The organism is Nostoc sp., from assembly GCF_036916655.1.
GTDB lineage: Bacteria > Cyanobacteriota > Cyanobacteriia > Cyanobacteriales > Nostocaceae > Nostoc.
The window spans coordinates 64343-81786 of the sequence record NZ_JBALFY010000037.1 but is presented as its reverse complement, the minus strand read 5'-3'; the positions used below and the strand labels follow the sequence as shown (position 1 = coordinate 81786).

General features: G+C 41.5%; 12 protein-coding genes. 3 read left to right on the top strand and 9 right to left on the bottom strand.

The annotated features are described in order from the left end of the window. Window positions 1-257 precede the first annotated feature (257 nt). From V7L31_RS10570 to V7L31_RS10530, 9 genes are all read right to left on the bottom strand, one after another. The gene (locus V7L31_RS10570) at window positions 258-1094 is read right to left on the bottom strand and encodes an XDD4 family exosortase-dependent surface protein (protein ID WP_334696176.1); all 837 of its coding nucleotides are present in this window, start codon (window positions 1092-1094) and stop codon (window positions 258-260) included. Window positions 1095-1552: 458 nt separating this feature from the next. Then, window positions 1553-3298 (bottom strand): GTPase HflX, encoded by a 1746-nt coding sequence (gene hflX / locus V7L31_RS10565; RefSeq protein WP_334696179.1) that lies wholly within the window; start codon window positions 3296-3298, stop codon window positions 1553-1555. Between the two features lie 717 nt (window positions 3299-4015). After that, window positions 4016-4894, bottom strand: a complete 879-nt coding sequence (locus V7L31_RS10560) for a peptidoglycan recognition protein family protein (RefSeq protein WP_292852289.1) — start codon at window positions 4892-4894, stop codon at window positions 4016-4018. Between the two features lie 236 nt (window positions 4895-5130). Continuing rightward, on the bottom strand, window positions 5131-5922 hold the full coding sequence (locus V7L31_RS10555; protein ID WP_334696175.1) for a leucine-rich repeat domain-containing protein: 792 nt from the start codon (window positions 5920-5922) through the stop codon (window positions 5131-5133). Between the two features lie 206 nt (window positions 5923-6128). Next, window positions 6129-11534: a trifunctional serine/threonine-protein kinase/ATP-binding protein/sensor histidine kinase gene (locus tag V7L31_RS10550; protein WP_334696174.1), complete on the bottom strand. Its 5406-nt coding sequence runs from the start codon at window positions 11532-11534 to the stop codon at window positions 6129-6131. 180 nt (window positions 11535-11714) lie between these two features. Continuing rightward, entirely contained in the window at window positions 11715-12371 is a 657-nt protein-coding gene (locus V7L31_RS10545; RefSeq protein WP_334696173.1) for a Uma2 family endonuclease, read from the bottom strand. A gap of 30 nt (window positions 12372-12401) precedes the next feature. Continuing rightward, the gene (hisA, locus tag V7L31_RS10540; RefSeq protein WP_334696172.1) at window positions 12402-13175 is read right to left on the bottom strand and encodes a 1-(5-phosphoribosyl)-5-[(5-phosphoribosylamino)methylideneamino]imidazole-4-carboxamide isomerase; all 774 of its coding nucleotides are present in this window, start codon (window positions 13173-13175) and stop codon (window positions 12402-12404) included. A gap of 179 nt (window positions 13176-13354) precedes the next feature. Beyond that, on the bottom strand, window positions 13355-13654 hold the full coding sequence (locus tag V7L31_RS10535; protein WP_179066101.1) for a DUF3593 domain-containing protein: 300 nt from the start codon (window positions 13652-13654) through the stop codon (window positions 13355-13357). Then, window positions 13654-13986 carry a DUF2499 domain-containing protein gene (locus V7L31_RS10530; RefSeq protein ID WP_334696171.1) on the bottom strand — a complete coding sequence of 111 codons (333 nt, stop codon included), beginning with the start codon at window positions 13984-13986 and terminating at the stop codon, window positions 13654-13656. Before V7L31_RS10530 ends, V7L31_RS10535 begins: the two co-directional genes overlap by 1 nt. A gap of 276 nt (window positions 13987-14262) precedes the next feature. On the opposite strand from V7L31_RS10530, the gene csaB reads away from it, so the two are divergent. The 3 genes from csaB to V7L31_RS10515 all read left to right on the top strand — a co-directional run bounded on the left by csaB (window position 14263) and on the right by V7L31_RS10515 (window position 17387). Next, complete coding sequence (csaB, locus tag V7L31_RS10525; RefSeq protein WP_334696170.1) at window positions 14263-15309, top strand: polysaccharide pyruvyl transferase CsaB; 1047 nt, start codon at window positions 14263-14265, stop codon at window positions 15307-15309. 737 nt (window positions 15310-16046) lie between these two features. Beyond that, the gene (gene fldA / locus V7L31_RS10520; RefSeq protein ID WP_334696169.1) at window positions 16047-16559 is read left to right on the top strand and encodes a flavodoxin FldA; all 513 of its coding nucleotides are present in this window, start codon (window positions 16047-16049) and stop codon (window positions 16557-16559) included. A gap of 69 nt (window positions 16560-16628) precedes the next feature. Continuing rightward, window positions 16629-17387: an alpha/beta fold hydrolase gene (locus tag V7L31_RS10515; RefSeq protein WP_334696168.1), complete on the top strand. Its 759-nt coding sequence runs from the start codon at window positions 16629-16631 to the stop codon at window positions 17385-17387. Window positions 17388-17444: the final 57 nt, after the last annotated feature.

The window sequence follows — 17444 nt, the reverse complement described above, 5'->3', positions numbered from 1 at the left end:
TGCGGTTGCTTCATTTCGCTTCGCTCCATACCCTTCGGGAACGCCAGGGGCGAACGCAATGACAATTGGGCATTTCTTTTTGTGGAGGTCTCTAACTAGATTTATATCAAAAAAAATTAGCCAAGAGATAAAGTTTGGACTCTTGACTAAAATATTATCTCTATACCAATTTTTTTTAAAACAGGGTGGCTTTTATTTGATTGTGAGAATTGCTTATAAGGCGTAACTCAGCTTTCAATTAGGACTCAAATTCTTATTTAGGCTGACACTAGAGACTTTTTCTTGCTAACCCTCAGCGCACCTACAGCAAATAAACCAAGAGCTACTGTTGCACCAGGCTCAGGTACTTTTTTAGGTGGAGGTGGCGGAGCAATATAATAAGTACTAGGCTCATCTAAACCAGTACCATACTGAAAACGAAGATTGCTAATCTTTGCTAGATCGAAGTTAGTAGGTAGCCCTGTAAAAGTAAATGTGGCAGAGTTCTTAATAAAAGTCCCCCCACTTACTGCTGGATTTGCACTATCGTAACCAGTGATAATACCGTAATTCATTTGCTGTCCACCTGAAAGACCAAAACCTGGATTAATACCAAAACCCGCTGTACCAATACCGTAGTGTTGAGTTACTTGGTTAGATGATACGTTAGCAGTACCACCAAGTCCACTGCTAGCGGTAGTCTTTGCAAAACCCCATTCAACTTTATTTCCATTAACCTTGGTGAGATCGAAATCACCTGTGCTAGTTACATTATTTGTAATTAGGCTTGTAGCTTTGGCTGAAGATAACGTTAAGTTGCTTAAGGGAGAGCCAGCATAATCCCAGAAGAGTCCTGTCAGAATATCTGTAGGAACTGAGGCACCTGGGCCTGTATTAGTCAGGGTCAATTTCAACTGACCTGCTACTGAATTATCAAAGACAGCTGTTGCTGAAAGAGCATTACTGCTTCCACCTGATATTGGGTTAGTACCTGTGGCTGAAAAACTCAAAGATGCTGCATCTGCTCTAGACATCTGCGAAACTGTCACTACAGCTAATGCTGATATACAGTAGGCTGCATAACCTACTATTTTCTTGGAATATCTTTGAGACATTTCTTTTAAACTCCTTTGCTTTCTATTTAAGATATTTAAGATATCCCAAAATAACTTTTTCATGAAAATACCTCATGTATAAATTGGCATAAGAAATTATTGCTTGTCTACCTTATAAATCAAGGTTAACTAAAATTTTAAATTGGGATATGCAATATATTTTTAACAAATAGATTGAATATTTTAAGTATTTAAACTTAAGTTTTTTTTTTGGATTTTAAACTACACACAATCAGCTTGATTGGTTAAGCTTCTATTTCTCAGTATTTTTTCTTAATCAATCGATTTATCTGGAAGATTGTTAATTCGTTTCACGAGAAAAGCTAATGATTTTCTAGACATCATACGAGATTTTATGAAGATTAAATGAAAAGGGGAAGGCGAAATCGCCTTCCCCAAAGTTAAAAATTTATGACACTAATATATAAAATACTGACACTGAATTCGCTACTCAAGTTTTAACCACAGTCAACTGCATATTGAATCAACTGGGCAAGGCGATGACGTAGGGTTTCTAATCCCAAACGCTGACTCGCAGAAATAAACACCGCGAGTGGAAACTCTTCTCTAGCTAAAGCTAGTGTCTCACTATCGGCTTGATCGATCTTGTTAAAAACAACCAGCGCCGGGCCAGGAGTTATTGGCATTTGCGCCAGGATTTCCCTAACTGAGCGAATATGACGCAACCAGGCGGGGTGAGACAAATCTACTAAATGTAGTAGGGCATCGGCTTCTGTGACTTCCTCCAAGGTGGCGCGGAAGGCATCCATTAAAGATGCAGGCAGTTCGTGTATGAACCCTACTGTATCTGTAATGAGAATTTCCTGATGTTCATCTGTTTCGCCATGAGGAATTACCAGGCGGCGGGTAGTAGGATCGAGAGTGGCAAATAGCTGGTCGGCTGTATAAACTTCTGCGTTAGTGAGAGCATTCAGCAAAGTAGATTTACCAGCGTTGGTATATCCCACCAAAGCTACCGAGGGAACTTCTTGATGCTGCCGTCGCTGTCGTAACCGCGAACGATGTGCCTGTAACTGAGTTACTTCTTTTTGCAGCCGGGAAATACGCTGGCCAATGGCACGGCGTTCAGTTTCCAGTTTGGTTTCACCAGGGCCACGAGTCCCAATACCACCACCCAATCGGGACATGGTGCGACCTCTACCAGCCAGTCGCGGCTGCATGTATTCTAACTGTGCTAGTTCTACTTGCAACTTACCGGCACGAGATTGGGCGCGTTGGGCAAAGATATCTAAAATTACTTCGGTACGATCGACCACCCGGATACCAATTTGCATTTCTAAGTTGCGGACTTGGGAGGGTGAGAGGTCGCGGTCAAAGACGACGAGATTAACCCCTAGTGTTTGGGCTGTTAGGGCAATTTCTTGTACTTTACCTTCGCCAACTACGGTTTGGGGATGAATGCGCGATCGCTTTTGTTGTATTGTTTGTAATACATCTCCGCCAGCAGTATCAACTAAACGTGCCAATTCCAATAGGTTGTCCTGGAATTGTAGGGGAGTCATCTCACTGGTCATCAGCCCCACAATCAGCACGCGATCGTGGACAGCATCTACTTCCTGGGCGATAAATTCCCGCTGGAATTCTGCTTCCAGATTTTCCACCAAGTCTACTAAATCTTGGTCTGCCAGATCATCCAAATCCAAAGGTGGCGATATACTCCAACTTGGGGATTGAATTTGGCTTTCCCCTACCTTCAATGCAGCAGGACTAGTAATCAGGGTGCGAGAGTCTTGGTGTGTCAGATGAGCTAGATAAGCTTCTTTCACATACCCAGTCGCACCGCCTCCCCGCCGTGTAAATCCGGTTCCGGTAATATTTAGGACGACTAGGGCATCTAAGCGTTGTAGTGCCATAGCCGTGAGCGCCGCTTCGTTGGGCGGTTCTGGCTTGAGATGGGTGGCAATACAACGAATACCACTGAGTCGTTCTGCACCGTAACGGGGCAATTCCATCGGTGGTATTTGCGTTTGGCGCGGCGTGCCGACCCCGACGCGAATCACTTGTCCGCGACGGTTGATGTAGGCACACACAGGCTGATTGACTTCTGTGCTAATTGCTGCCATACGCTGGGAAAACTCAGGCGTGGTGATGCGATCGCCTGGTATGCGCTGGTGGTACAACCGCTGTAGTTGCTTCAGCTGGCTGGACTTCAGACCTTGGAGATTTCCAAAAATAGTTTCTATAGGCGTTTATGACCAGTCAAATGGCCCCCCGAATCCTTATATGTCTATTTTACAACAGGGTTTAGGCTGCTATCTCTCTCCTTTGAGGGATGCGTTATGAATTTGTTCGCGGGGATATTGATTTGACTAAAGAGGCAGGGAGTAGGGGAGAAAAATTCGCTCATTTCCCCTGCTATCTGGGTTTCAGAGCCAATAAATTTGTTTATTCCCAAAATTTTCAATATTTTAGGACTTACGCATTGACAAGAAATGCCAAATATGAGTAAGGTTTTTAACCATATCTTTCGTAAGGGCACAGCATTGCTTATTGGTGTCAACTTAACATCAAACCGCACGTCCGCCAGGGATTGTAAATCCCTGTCTCATAGCTAAAGTCATCTGAAGATGACTAAAATATTGCCAAAAATCCCTAGTCTACTTCAGTAGACTTGCGCTATTAGTCAGGGAATTATATTCCCTGGCGGGCTGGTGGGATGACGGGTGAACAACACCCAATGAGTACGCTATTTTTGGCTGAAGTTGAAACCGATGAGCTTTGCTGTGCCCCTACCGCGTGGTCTATTTACCTGAAAGTAGCTGTAAGAAAAGCCTGAAAACTTCCTATTTTAGGTAATTCACATCACGACGCATTTGTACAGTGCGTAAGACGCTGCGCGTAACTTGCTTCTCCATCGGAGTATACGGTTCGTTTCTTCCTAATTTTGCATAAACTCTGAATTATTGGCTGACTCGATAAATTGGTCTAACCTGACGATAAGTATTAAGTAAGTTCAGAAATTTATTCCCATCAAAATTTATGGGGTCAACTTTTTTACCAGAACGGTCTACTAAACGGTGGGTAGTAATGCGATGGTCTGGAACTTGACTTTGAGCAATTAACCAAGCAAGAGAATGATATTGAGCTTCTGTGTAGCCGCTATGGGTTTGTTGGCTGCTACTGTCATAACTATCTGGAGGTGTTTCTAAAGAAACGTGATAAGCAAAATTATTCACTGATGCCGGCAAAGTCGGATTAGTCTGCACAGTTTCCACTCCCTCTGGAGTCTCAAAGACAGAGTGAGCTGCACCAAAAGCCCGTTTTTCTGGTGGTACTAGATAAACCACCGTTCCATCTAACTTGACTAAGGCGTGGTAACTTGCTTGCACACCTTCATCGTTATGGGCTACTTGAAAGAAATTAATCGCACTGGAAGCAGAATAACCAGTTTCATGAAGGACGATAATTGGTTGGTTGTGGAGAGGAACGCCGTTCACATCTTTGGTGTAACGTTCTCCATAGTTACTGGGGTCAACGGAAGCAACTTGATAACTAGGTCTGTAGCGTGCAAAAGCTTGAGTGGTTACATACCTTGCTACAGGCTTGTTAATCTTGACTGGGGACTTGAGAACACGTTGAGATTTCTTCTCTGGTTCTTTCGCTGATTGGAATTGCACCTGCGGATATTGACTGAAAGCCATAACCGGTGGATTGGATATATGGGATGTTGTCGGATTATTGTGTAATTTTGTCGCTCGTCCAATTATCAGCACTACAACTAAAGCCATGAACATCAGCGAGATTAGTAGCACCCTAGTCGCCCAGTCTTTAAACCTCATTTTTCTAATACCCGTAAAACGGTAGATATTAACTTATAGCTCAACTCGCGTGTCCCTTGTAGAGGCACATTTCTGTAAACCCCTACCGCTTATGGTATCCAAACAATAATCGCTATAATACCTTAATTCTAGTTAAATATACCTTTATAATCCCTGCAATAGTGCTGTTACGAACCATTTAATAAGGATGTTTTACCTACACCCCCTTCACCAAGTACTAGCAGCTTAGGAAGATATTATTGTTTACCTTCTAACCTAGCTCGGAGATAGGTCAAAATTGCCTGCGTTCCCTGCTTGACAATTTCAGGCGGTGGCGAGCTTAATTGTGGATTGTTATTCACGAATAGCCTTGTCAAGTTGGAGAGTTGGCAGATTTCTGGCGATAGACTGCTGAGTTGATTGTTATCGAGGTATAGCCATGTCAAGTTTAAGAGTTGGCAGATTTCTGGCGGCAGGTTGCTGAGTTGATTGTTATCGAGGGATAGCTCAGTCAAGTTGGAGAGTTGGCAGATTTCTGACGGCAGGCTACTGATTTGATTGTTATGAAGGTATAGCGTTGTCAAGTTTGAGAGTTGGCAGACTTCTGGCGGCAGGCTGCTGAGTTGATTGTTATCGAGGGATAGCCATGTCAAATTGGAGAGTTGCCTGATTTCTGGCATCAGACTGCTGAGTTGATTGTTATCAAGGAGTAGCTTAGTCAAGTTTGAGAGTTGGCCGATTTCTGTCGGCAGGCTGCTGAGTTGATTGTTAGAGAGGTATAGGGTTGTCAAGTTTGAGAGTTGGCCGATTTCTGGCGGCAGGCTGTTGAGTTGATTGTTATGGAGGTTTAGGAAAGTCAAGTTTGAGAGTTGGCTGATTTCTGGCGAAAGGCTGCTGAGTTGATTGTTTTTGAGGGATAGCCATATCAAGTTGGAGAGTTGGCTGATTTCTGGCGGTAGGCTGCTAAGTTGATTGTTATTGAGGTTTAGCACCGTTTCCTTTTCCCTGGCAGCTTTTTCTATAATTTGCAACAGTTCTTCGTTTGTCATCTGCAAACCTCACCAATTCTGTAGCGATATTTACCAGAATAGTGTATTGCACGTTATGGGGAGTGGGGCTAGATTAATATGTTCTATCTGCGTAGAAAGAGATGTCTATTATTAAAGACCCGATAAATCGCCGTCAAGACAAAAGATTGATTATTGTAGAGACAGCGATTCATCGCATCTCTTGTCTTAACCGAACAGTATTGGATTTACACTGGAATCTCTATGACAAATTCTGTTCCTTCACCAAGCACAGAATTGCAACTCAACTGTCCATTATGGATTTCCTCGACGATTTGACGAGCGATCGCTAATCCTAATCCTGTCCCTTTACCAACCTCTTTAGTTGTAAACAGGTGGTTAAATATCTGCGCTCTAATCTCCTCTGGCATCCCCTGACCGTTATCTCTAATGCGAATTATTACCGTGTTGTTATTGGATACTTCGGTGTGAATCAGTATTTGCTGATATTCATCTCGCACTTGGGCATAAGAATACCCCTCAATGGATGTATCTAAGGCATCAATGGCATTGGCAATGATATTCATGAATACTTGATTTAGCTGTCCCAAAAAGCACTTGACGGGTGGTAAATTACCGTATTCGGTGACAACTTTGATCGCAGGACGTTTTTCATTAGCTTTGAGGCGATACTTCAAAATTAACAGAGTACTCTCAATGCCTTCATGGAGATTACAAGCAACTTTTTCGGCTGTATCGGCTCTAGAGAAGGTACGCAGACTGGTACTAATGTCTTTAATCCGTTCTGAAGCCACCTTCATGGAACTTACTAGCTTTGGTAAGTCTTCAATCAAGAATTCTAGGTCAATTTTTTCGCTATGCTTAATAACTGCGATCGCTGGAGTGGGATGATATTGTTTAAATAATTGGATATGGGTGAGTAAGTCTTGAGTATACTCTTCGGCATTATCGAGGCTACCTTCGAGAAATCCAATAGGATTATTAATTTCATGTGCTACTCCAGCAACTAAATTGCCCAAGGTTGCCATTTTTTCATTTTGCACCATTTGTAATTGGGTGCGCTCAAGTTCTTGTAGCGATCGCTCTAGTTGATGGGAATAATTCTGGGATTCTTGATAAAGACGGGCATTTTCTAGAGAAATGGCGGCTTGGGTGCATAGCAGTTGGATCACTTCGGTGCGATCGGGAGTAAATACACCAATTGTTAGCGGATTTTCTAGATATAGCAACCCGATGATTTTACCCTGGTTTAATATCGGCGTACACAAGACACTCTTAGGTTGTTGCTGCATAAAATATGGATCGGCAATAAAATCAGTTTGTGCTGTTGCATCATCCAGCACAACAGTTTTTAAGCTGTGTTTGACATAGTTTACTAATGTAATCGGAATGCCTTCGTTGATTGATAATGGTACAGATAGTAGGGTGACTCCTTCATCGATATTAGCTACAGCTTCAACCACCAAGCTGTCTTGTTGGAGTACAAGCAGAATAGCTTTTTGTGCCCCGGCATTTTCCATGATCACTTGCAATAGAGTAGTGAGTACTTGCTCTAATTTAATTTCACTGGAAAGAGCTTGTGAGGCTTTGAAGATGGTAGATAAATCGAGGGTTTCAGAAATACTGCTGCTAGAAAGATTTGTGTGAATAGTTTGATGTGTGAACGATGATGTATCGATGGTTGAACTCAGTTGCAAGCGATTTAGTTGCCCTTGTAAAACGGGAACAAGGAGTTGAGGATAGCGTTTTTCTAAGTCCTCGGTTTTGGCTTTAGCACCCCAACGGGCATAGCAATAATAAGCTTCCTGCATATAAACTTGAGCGATTTTTTCTTGGCCCCAGTGGAGGTAAAACTTAGCAGCTAGTTCATTACTTAAGGCTTCTTCTTGGACATATTTGTTTTCTTTAGCTAGAGTTATGGCACGATCGTATAATTCCATTGCTTTATGATTTTGCAGCAAAATTCGATGCCGTTCTGCCTCGACTAAGTAAAATTTGTGTTGATGATTCATGGGGGCATGATGCGCCCATTTTTTCAGTTTTTTCTGATGAGATTTTACTTTTTTAAGAATCTGTTTTTGCTCAGTCGCCTTTGCTGTAGGGTAGAGATGCAGTTGAGTTAGCGCCTCATAAAAATAAACTATTGGTACAATTGCCGCCGATGTTACCCCATCTAAATAGGTTATGGCATTAATTGCCGCCTCAGATGCTCCGGTATAATTTTCAAACAGGTAGCAAAGTATTAGTTCATTGGCATAGCTAAAGCTTAATCCGGTGCGATCGCCTGTTTGTTGTTGTAATGGGCGAATAGTTTGAGCATCATAAACGACATCTGATAAGTAGCTGGAATTAGTAGACTGTCCCAATAAATTTAAGATGGCTTGACGAAATGAATTAATATATATCTGAGGTTTTTCTTGTCTAAAATTGTTGTAAACCTCAGCATAATCACCCATCTGTTTTTCTAACTCAGCTAATTCCTGCCCCATCAAATATCCATGAAAACTACAGCTATAGCTAGCCCAAGCAGCATATTCAATATCTCCTGTTTCTAACCCCACTTGATAGGCTTCGGTTAAGGGTGCAATTGTATCTTGAAGTGCTTGATGCCAGTGATTAATAAATGTTTGAACAATGAAGAAAGTTCTAGATTTTAATTCTTTACTATGGAATTTTTCGAGAACTTGTAATGCTAATTGCCCAAATTTATAACCTGTCTCAATATTTCCCAGAATGCCACACTCAATCAATCCATACCAAGCATAGCCAAAGGCCGATGCTGCCGCATTGCCGTACTGCATCGATAAATTGACTTCGCTCAAAATTATTGGTGGCAGTAAATCTGGACGAGCAATATAAGCTGTTGAATTCGTACTAGCTAAAATTCGGATTGCTGCTAGTTGTTTGCCTCCTGTCATGTTAGGTAAATCAATCAATTTTAAAGGAGATTTACCTAAAAATCGTAATTTTGTTTGAGCTAAATTAAGTAATGTTTGCGTTTGATTTACTTGAGGAGATAGTTTAACACCTAAGAGATTTAACAGTGCGATCGCAGTCTGAATCGAATCCTCAAAACGACTCTGGGCTAAATAAGATTGGATTTGGATTTCAATCGATTTAACCCGATCTAGTAAGACTTTAGCATGTTGTTGAACTTGCTTGACAAACTCTTCTACCTGGTCAAATTCACCCATAAGGTAGGCTGCCGAAGCAGCTTCTTCATGCAGGGCTAATGTGAGTGAATATTGTTGTTGCCAGCTATCTGTTCTCAATAGCTGAATGCCACAACTGATATACTCTATTGTATTAGCATAAGCCGTTGATAGTTTAGCTTTTTGCCCAGCCAGCAAATTTAACTGCGCTAATTGATCTCGATCGGATTGTCGAGTGATTAGCTTTACACCAATATTCAACTGATTAACAATCTCAAAAATTCTCTCTTCTTGCTTTTTAATGGAGATTTTGCTTAATAGCAGTTGACCAATTTGCAGATGGATAGATTGTTTGTCTGCATCTGGGATTAAAGCATAAGCCGCTTGTTGAACGCGATCGTGTAAAAATTTATAGTTTACAGTTAGGGAATTTTCTACTAAATCCTGTGTTTCTCGCCCGACATAAAATTTGTAAACTTCACTTTGGGGCAGAATTAATCCCTCTTGTAATGCTTTCCAGAGATATGTTGCTGTTTCGGTTTCAGATTTTTCAGAAACAATTGCCAATGTTGCTAAATCAAATTGGTTCCCAATACAAGCTGCTAATTTTAAAACATCCTGCGTTGATTCTGGCAATTTTTGCAACTGTAGCACCATAAAATCAACCACATCATCTGTCAGGGCTAACGCCTTCAACTGGGTAATATTAAACTGCCAGCTTCCGCTATCTAAATCAAATTTAATTAGTTTATCTTGGTGCAGTGATTTGAAAAATTGTGTACTAAAGAATGGATTGCCTTTAGTTTTCTGATATACTAATTGTGTTAATATTTCTGTAGTCTTTGGTGAGCAATTTAAAGTGTCAGCAATTAACTGATTTAAACATGCTTGACTCAGCGTATCTAATATAATTTTATTAATTTTAGCATTAGTTTTGGCAATTTCATCTAATGTTAACATCAATGGATGAGCAGCAGAAACTTCATTATCACGATAAGCTCCAATTAATAATAAATATCCTGACTTTGAGTCATTCATTAGTACCTGGATTAACTTCAGTGAAGCTGAATCTGCCCACTGCATATCATCTAAAAAAATCACTAGGGGATGTTCTTTAGTAGTAAATACTTGAAGAAATCTTTGTAATAATAAATTAAACCGATTCTGGGCTGCGCTTCCTGAAAGTTCCGTTGCAGGCGGTTGTTGACCAATAATTTGTTCTAGTTCGGGAATTACCTCAAGAATGACTTGCCCTTGATCGCCCAGCACTTGTAAAATTTTATTTTTCCAAGTTGACAAATGAGCATCACTTTCACTTAGCAATTGCCCCATTAAGTCTCGAAATGCTTGCACAAAAGCAAAGAAGGGAATATTCCGATTAAATTGGTCAAATTTGCCTTTGACGAAGTAGCCCCGTTGCCGGACAATGGGTTTGTGAACTTCGTTAACAATTGCCGTTTTACCAATACCAGAAAAACCAGCCACCAGCATTAATTCCGTCTGATTATTGGTAACGCGGTCAAAGGCTTTAAGCAGAATTTCAACTTCATCCTCGCGACCATAGAGTTTTTCTGGGATAATAAAGCGATCGCACACATCCCGTTGAGCAATTGGGAAACTTACAATCTTCCCCGTCTCCTTCAGTTGAACCAAACAATTTTCTAAATCATATTTCAGGCCAAATGCACTCTGATAGCGGTCTTCGGCATTTTTCGCCATCAGTTTCATCACAATGTCTGACAACACTTGTGGAATCTCTTTCCTCTCCCCTAAAAGTGGCGGAAGTTTGGCAATATGACAATGTACCAATTCCATCGGATCTTGTGATTGAAATGGTAATTGCCCTGATAATAGTTCGTAAAAAGTTACACCCAAAGAATAAAAATCAGTCCGGTAGTCAATCCCTCGATTCATCCGTCCAGTTTGCTCTGGGGACAAATAGCCCAATGTTCCTTCTAACACATTAAGACTCATCAATATTTGAGTTTCTCGTGGTAGCAGAGATGCAATACTAAAGTCAATTAACTTAACTTCTTTTGTTTCGGGATTAATTAAAATATTGGCGGGTTTAATATCTTTGTGAATGATCCGATTACGAATTAGAATATCTAAGGCATCACAAAGAGCGATCGCGATTTGTAAAAACTCCATCAGAGATTCTACACTTCCCCCCAGTCCCCACTCTCCACTCTGTACTCCCCATTCCTTCAAGGAAACTCCGCCAAAGTCTTCCATCACCAACGCATAGCCATTCTGATAGGGTTCCAGGCTGTAGGTTTGGATGATTCCAGGTAGATTCAGATTTTTGGCAATGGTGAACTGGTTGCGAAAGTGTACCAATTCGCTGAAGCTGGGATAAGCAGTTTTCATCAGCTTAATCACCACAGATTTTTGGTCAGTCTCTCGATTAGCGCGATAAACTAAGGTTCGAGAACCGTTGTATAGTTCTTTGCTAACGTGATAACCGGGAATGCTGACCATAGGACTTAATTTTTGAGACCTCAGTATTTAGAGTTCCCAAAAACATCGCTGAACTCGATATTATTGCGCTAATGGACTTCCAACAAATAAATTATCCAATCTTGTGGGATGAGCGACACGAGCGCCCTAAGCTTTGGGCGGACAAGATGTCCACCCCACAAGAAGTAATTGAGTATTTTTTTATTTGTCAGTCCCTAACGCTTGACGTACCCACAGCCTAAATGCTCGTCGCGCTGTACTAGATCCTTCTGTCAGGCTGGATTGTAAAAACTGCAATATTCCCTCAATCACAGGCAAATTCCCAAAAATGGGACTAGTTTCAACCTCAATATACTCTTTTTGATTTAAGACAAATACTTGCAACTTGCCACCTCCGTAACACCAAAGTTCGGGTACACCCAACGCCACATAAGCACTAAGTTGGGTCTTTGAAGTAACATCGATTTCAATTGCTAAATCTGGCGGTGGATCAACTGACAAATCTAACCGTCGCTTACCGATCATTTGGCGGGCATTTTGGATATAAAAACAGGTATCTGGTTCTACACCTGCTGCCATAAGCGTTCGCTTAAATGTTGTCGAGCCGTAAGGTTCCCAATCAAGTTCTAACTCATCAAGGAGGATTTTAACCATATCGCCGATTAATTCTTTGTTAACTTCATGTTCTGGCGAAGGCATCCGAATCTCTAACACTCCTTGATAGTAAGCAACTCGTGCAGCGCGATGGTCTCCAAGTTCTTCTAGAATTGCTTCAAATTCTGCCCAACTGATCTCGCGCAATGTCAAGCACTGCCCTGGTTGAACGTCGATTTGGCGTAGTTGCAGTGTTACAACCATTTCATCCTCCATACTTCAGGGATGGCATCGTCAAGCAAAGCTAGAAAAACCTAGATTCGGTGGAATATCCTGAATCCGGCCAGGCCCGATCGCTCGTAATGCTTCTTTGAGTAAAATATCCCCAGTATACAAGGCACGTCCGACAATCACACCACTTACGCCTTGAGGTTCTAATGCCAACAAACTCAATAAATCGGTGAGAGAACTGACTCCACCAGAGGCAATTATCGGGATGGAAATTGCTGCTGCAAGTTCTCGCAAAGCTTCTAAATTGGGGCCTGTGAGTGTACCGTCTCGGTGAATATCTGTGTAAATTATGGCGGCTGCACCCAATTCTTGCATTTGTACAGCCAATTGAGTTGCTAAAACTTCTGAGGTTTCTAACCAACCGCGAGTTGCTACGCGTCCGTTACGAGCATCAATACCGATGATAATCTGTTCGGGGAATTCTTGACAGAGTTCTTGCACTAGTTGGGGTTGTTCTACGGCGATAGTGCCGAGAATTGCCCACTGAATACCTAGATTGAATATTTGTTGTACGCTGGTGCGATCGCGCAATCCTCCACCAATTTCAATCGGCACTGACACCGCATGAGCGATCGCTTCAATTGCCTTCAAATTTACTACTTTACCTGCTTTAGCACCATCTAGATCAACTATATGCAGTCTGTTAGCACCTTCATCTACCCACTGTTTGGCAACATCAGCAGGATTTTCGCTAAAAACTTGCGAGCGATCGTAGTCTCCCTGATACAGTCGTACACAGTGACCTTCTAGTAAATCAATCGCTGGAATTACGTCCATTTACCTTTTCCTTATAACTTAATGCAATCAAACCGCTAGCTATAGCTGAATTTAGGACTGACAAATAAAAAAATACTCACCTACTTCTTGTAGGGTAGGCGATACAAACGCCCTAAGCCTTGGGCGGACAAGATGTCCACCTCACAAGATTGGATAATTTATTTGTTGGAAGTCTCTTACTATTTTTCATTATTCATTTTTAATTGCCTTACAGCTTGCCCAAAACCTAGCACCAGCAAGATATTAGAAAGGGTCAAAAATAGTTCTGCACCACCATGTAACCAATCTACATTGGCTAAAGACTCGCCATAATGCAATTGGGCATAAATTCCTGCCGGGATGGTGATGGCAACAAAAACGAGAGTGCCATAAAATCCATATAGCGCTAAACGCGGCATTTGTGGACTGCGGCTGATAAACCACAAGAAACCCAAATAGGGAAACAGTGAAAGTGCAAACAGGGTTTCTTTAGAAATCATTACTCTGATTTAATAGGGTTTGGTTCAATAGTGTTAGCAGATTTGGTAGAACGCCAAATCAAATACGCCGCTGCCCAAAGCGTAAAATTACCAACTAAAGTCATGGTAGCTTGAAGCGTTACCATCCATTCCAGAGATTCGGCGTTGTCGAAATAATGCCAGGTACAGGCACACATGGCGCTGACTAAAGCTGGTAACATAGCAAGAGATAATCCCCACCAATTTCGGTTATTAGTCAGTTCGCCGTAAGTCCAGATTAACCAAATGGCGACAATCCACTCAATAACGCTAGAAATGTGAATAATCCAGGTAGGAATCGATAGCACGTGCATAAGAAAGTTAGGTGTTGGGAGTTGTTTCTATAAGAAGAATTCAGAATTCAGGAGCGGAGCCGGAGACGCTCCGCCTCCGGTCAGAATTCAGTATGAATTCTGTACGACTGGGTAATGAATATTGTTTGTGTAGACGCGGTTTATAACCGCCCGTTTCGCTAATGTTCCCAGCGTGAAGCCTTCGGCTACATGAATTGCCCACGCTTGTTGGGAAACGCTATAAACGACAGATATTCTGTATAAAAAAAGCTATTAATCTAAAATCCAAAATCTAAAATGGTCAAGATGCGGGCATTATTGTCTGGGTATTACGGTAAAGGGAATGGTGGTGACGAAGCTTTATTGGCAACGCTTTTGCAAATGTTACCATCTCATGTAACGCCTGTGGTGCTTTCGGGAAATCCAGAGGAAACGCGCGATCGCTACAATGTAGAAACCTACGATCGTATGGCTCCTTTACCTGTATTGCAAGCTTTACGCTCTTGTGATGCCTTGATTTGGGGCGGCGGGAGTCTCATTCAAGATGTTACTAGTACTATCAGCCCATTTTATTATGGGGGACTGATGGCATTGGCGCAAAAAATGGGTTTGAAAACTGTTGCTTGGGCGCAGGGTATCGGCCCGTTAGTGCGTCCGCAAACTCGTTGGCTGGCACGGCAGAACTTTAGTAAGTGTACCAAAATTAGTGTCCGCGATCGCGCCAGTGCGGCTTTATTATCTGATTGGCAAATTCCCTGTATTATAGCTCCTGACCCGGTTTGGGCGTTGGAATCGCAACCAGTACCAGGACTTTGGGATTTACCTGCGCCGAGAGTTGCGGTAACGTTGCGATCGCATCCCCAACTTACAGAAACACGTCTAGCCAATTTAACTCGCGCTTTGGTTGACTTTCAAAAAGCCACACAGGCTTTTATTTTATTACTGCCATTTCAAAAAAGTGAAGATTTAAGTATTGCCGAAGCCATTAAACCACATCTTAAAGATGTCAGCCAGATTTTATGTCTAGAAGATCCACAACTTTTAAAAGGTGTATTTCGCGGTGTCGAGATGGCAATTGGGATGCGTCTGCACAGCTTAATTATGGCAGCAGCCGAAGGTTGTCGTTGCTTTGCTCTCAGTTATGACCCCAAGATAAATCGTCTCATGGAAGATTTGGAAATGCCTGGGTGGGATTTAGCCAGTTTACCAGATGACCCTAATTTTATTAGTCTAGCTTGGATGGAGCATTATGCTAATGGCGAGCCATTATCATCAGAGCAAATAAAATCTTTAGTAGATAGGGCATTAATGCACCGTGAGTTATTGAGCCAAGCTTTTCTTTGACACTCCTAACAGGCTGTTTGAAAAGTCTAACAGGTTGTAAAAAAGCTCTCTGAGTATACTGCGATCGCAACTGTTGGGTGGGCATCTCTCAATACTGTTCGGTTAAGTCAAGAGATGCGAAATTATCAGTCTTTTGCCATAAGGGGCGATTTCCGTTTAATTTAAATTATCTTCTTGCAGAGTGCGTTATTCACTCTTAATATAAAAGTACGATAACTTTATCGGTTTATCGTACTTTTATTTAGTCCGAGCAAAATACCACATAATTCTTCCAGATTCAAGTCTTGTATCGCTTTTAGCCTAAACTCCAGTATATGAGAAACTCTTTTTGTTAGGGTGTTCATCTCACTACTTCTATTAGAGTCGACACGAGGCTTCTAACCAATTAAGGTACAAGAATTCTTGTTGCCTAGTCTAGCTTTCAGTTTAGTTTCTGAAATACTTAACAAAAGTTAACTCACATTAAATGAAAAATAATCTCAATAAATCTGGTAGTATAACTTCAGCTTTATTGAGATAGATACTCATTAAGATGCTCGTGTATTTCAGCTATTTGCAAACTTTCTGATGGAGATAACGCTATGTTCAAATACTGGAGTCGATGTCTTGGTAAACAGGGAAGGCTGGATTAAGCAACCTAAGTTGCATCAAATTATGTGATATTTACGTACAGAACTAGTGGCTATTATTACACAAGCCCTTTGGAATGCACAACTATTTATTTATCAGGTGACAATATGTCGAAAAAAATTGGTTTGTTTTACGGTACTCAAACTGGTAACACTGAATCTGATGCTGAAAAAATTCGGGATGAGTTTGGTGGTGATGTTGTAACATTACATCCCATTTACGAGGCAGATACTACCAGTTTTGATGAGTATGACTTGCTGATTATTGGCTCTCCCACTTGGGATATTGGTCAACTTCAAAGCGATTGGGAAGGCTTTTTCTCCGATCTCGATGAAATAGATTTTAAGGGTAAGCTGGTTGCCTATTTTGGTGATGGAGACCAATATGGCTATAGTGATAACTTCCAGGATGCAATTGGAATTCTAGAAGAAAAAATTTCCCAACGAGGCGGTAAAACTGTTGGTTACTGGCCAACTGAGGGATATGACTTTGAGAATTCTAGAGCTTTGAGAAATGGCAAGTTTGTCGGATTGGCACTCGATCAAGGTAGTCAATCTGAGTTAACAGACGAGCGAATTAAAACTTGGGTTGCTCAGTTAAAGACAGAATTTGGTTTGTAGTCTAATAAAGGCGCACAGCTAGCTGTGCGCCTTTATTGAAATTGATAATTTAGAATTTATAGGTATTATATGTCCGATCTATTTGATGTTTTATGGTTAAGTGCTAGTCCGGCTTTGCAGCGTTTTGATAAACCATTACTTGAATATTTATCTGGGTATACAAGTGTCGCTCAGTGGGAATACCAGCAAACTAAAGATGAAGCTAGTTCCATAGATCAAGCTGTGGAGTTGCTATATGAATTTTTAGAATGGCGCGATCGCCCCGTACATTTAGCCGGTCATGCTATGGGTGGTGCGATCGCCTTAACCTTTGCGCGGCGATTTCCCGAAAAAGTGCGATCGCTAACTCTGCTGGCTGTAGCGGCTCAACCTGCAAACAATTGGCAAGCTCACTATTACTTTCAACGACAACTTTTTAACATCAGCCGTGAGTTGGTTTTGGCAAGCAGCGTTCGCAGTCTTTTTGGAAATCAACCACCTCATACTACTAAGAAATTAGTCGCCGCCTTAGATAAAGATTTAGAACAATCTCCATCATCACACTCTTTGTTTAAGTTGGTTTATTTACCCAAAGGTGGAGTTTCTATGCCAATGATGGTATGTGGTAGCAAGAGCGATCCGGTAATCAACCCATCTGCATTGCATGACTGGTCTAATTGGTTAAAACCAGAAGATAAGCTCTGGGAATGCTCTCAAGGATATCATTTTTTTCACTACTTTTATCCTCAACAGGTTGGCGAACAGATTTTAAGGTTTTGGCAACATCACCATCCGCATTTACTGGTAGCATCTCCACTATCTTTTAGCACTTCTACAAGTTATTCATAAAGGCAGAATAACCAACTCTTAAAAACTAATATTTTCTTGCGTTCGAGCGGTGATAGT

Excerpts from the sequence above, each read along its gene's own strand:
- V7L31_RS10570 (WP_334696176.1), bottom strand. The coding sequence starts at position 1,094 with ATGTCTCAAAGATATTCCAAGAAAATAGTAGGTTATGCAGCCTACTGT.
- V7L31_RS10560 (WP_292852289.1), bottom strand. The coding sequence starts at position 4,894 with ATGAGGTTTAAAGACTGGGCGACTAGGGTGCTACTAATCTCGCTGATG.
- V7L31_RS10555 (WP_334696175.1), bottom strand. The coding sequence starts at position 5,922 with ATGACAAACGAAGAACTGTTGCAAATTATAGAAAAAGCTGCCAGGGAA.
- V7L31_RS10550 (WP_334696174.1), bottom strand. The coding sequence starts at position 11,534 with ATGGTCAGCATTCCCGGTTATCACGTTAGCAAAGAACTATACAACGGT.
- V7L31_RS10545 (WP_334696173.1), bottom strand. The coding sequence starts at position 12,371 with ATGGTTGTAACACTGCAACTACGCCAAATCGACGTTCAACCAGGGCAG.
- hisA (WP_334696172.1), bottom strand. The coding sequence starts at position 13,175 with ATGGACGTAATTCCAGCGATTGATTTACTAGAAGGTCACTGTGTACGA.
- V7L31_RS10535 (WP_179066101.1), bottom strand. The coding sequence starts at position 13,654 with ATGATTTCTAAAGAAACCCTGTTTGCACTTTCACTGTTTCCCTATTTG.
- V7L31_RS10530 (WP_334696171.1), bottom strand. The coding sequence starts at position 13,986 with ATGCACGTGCTATCGATTCCTACCTGGATTATTCACATTTCTAGCGTT.
- csaB (WP_334696170.1), top strand. The coding sequence starts at position 14,263 with ATGGTCAAGATGCGGGCATTATTGTCTGGGTATTACGGTAAAGGGAAT.
- fldA (WP_334696169.1), top strand. The coding sequence starts at position 16,047 with ATGTCGAAAAAAATTGGTTTGTTTTACGGTACTCAAACTGGTAACACT.
- V7L31_RS10515 (WP_334696168.1), top strand. The coding sequence starts at position 16,629 with ATGTCCGATCTATTTGATGTTTTATGGTTAAGTGCTAGTCCGGCTTTG.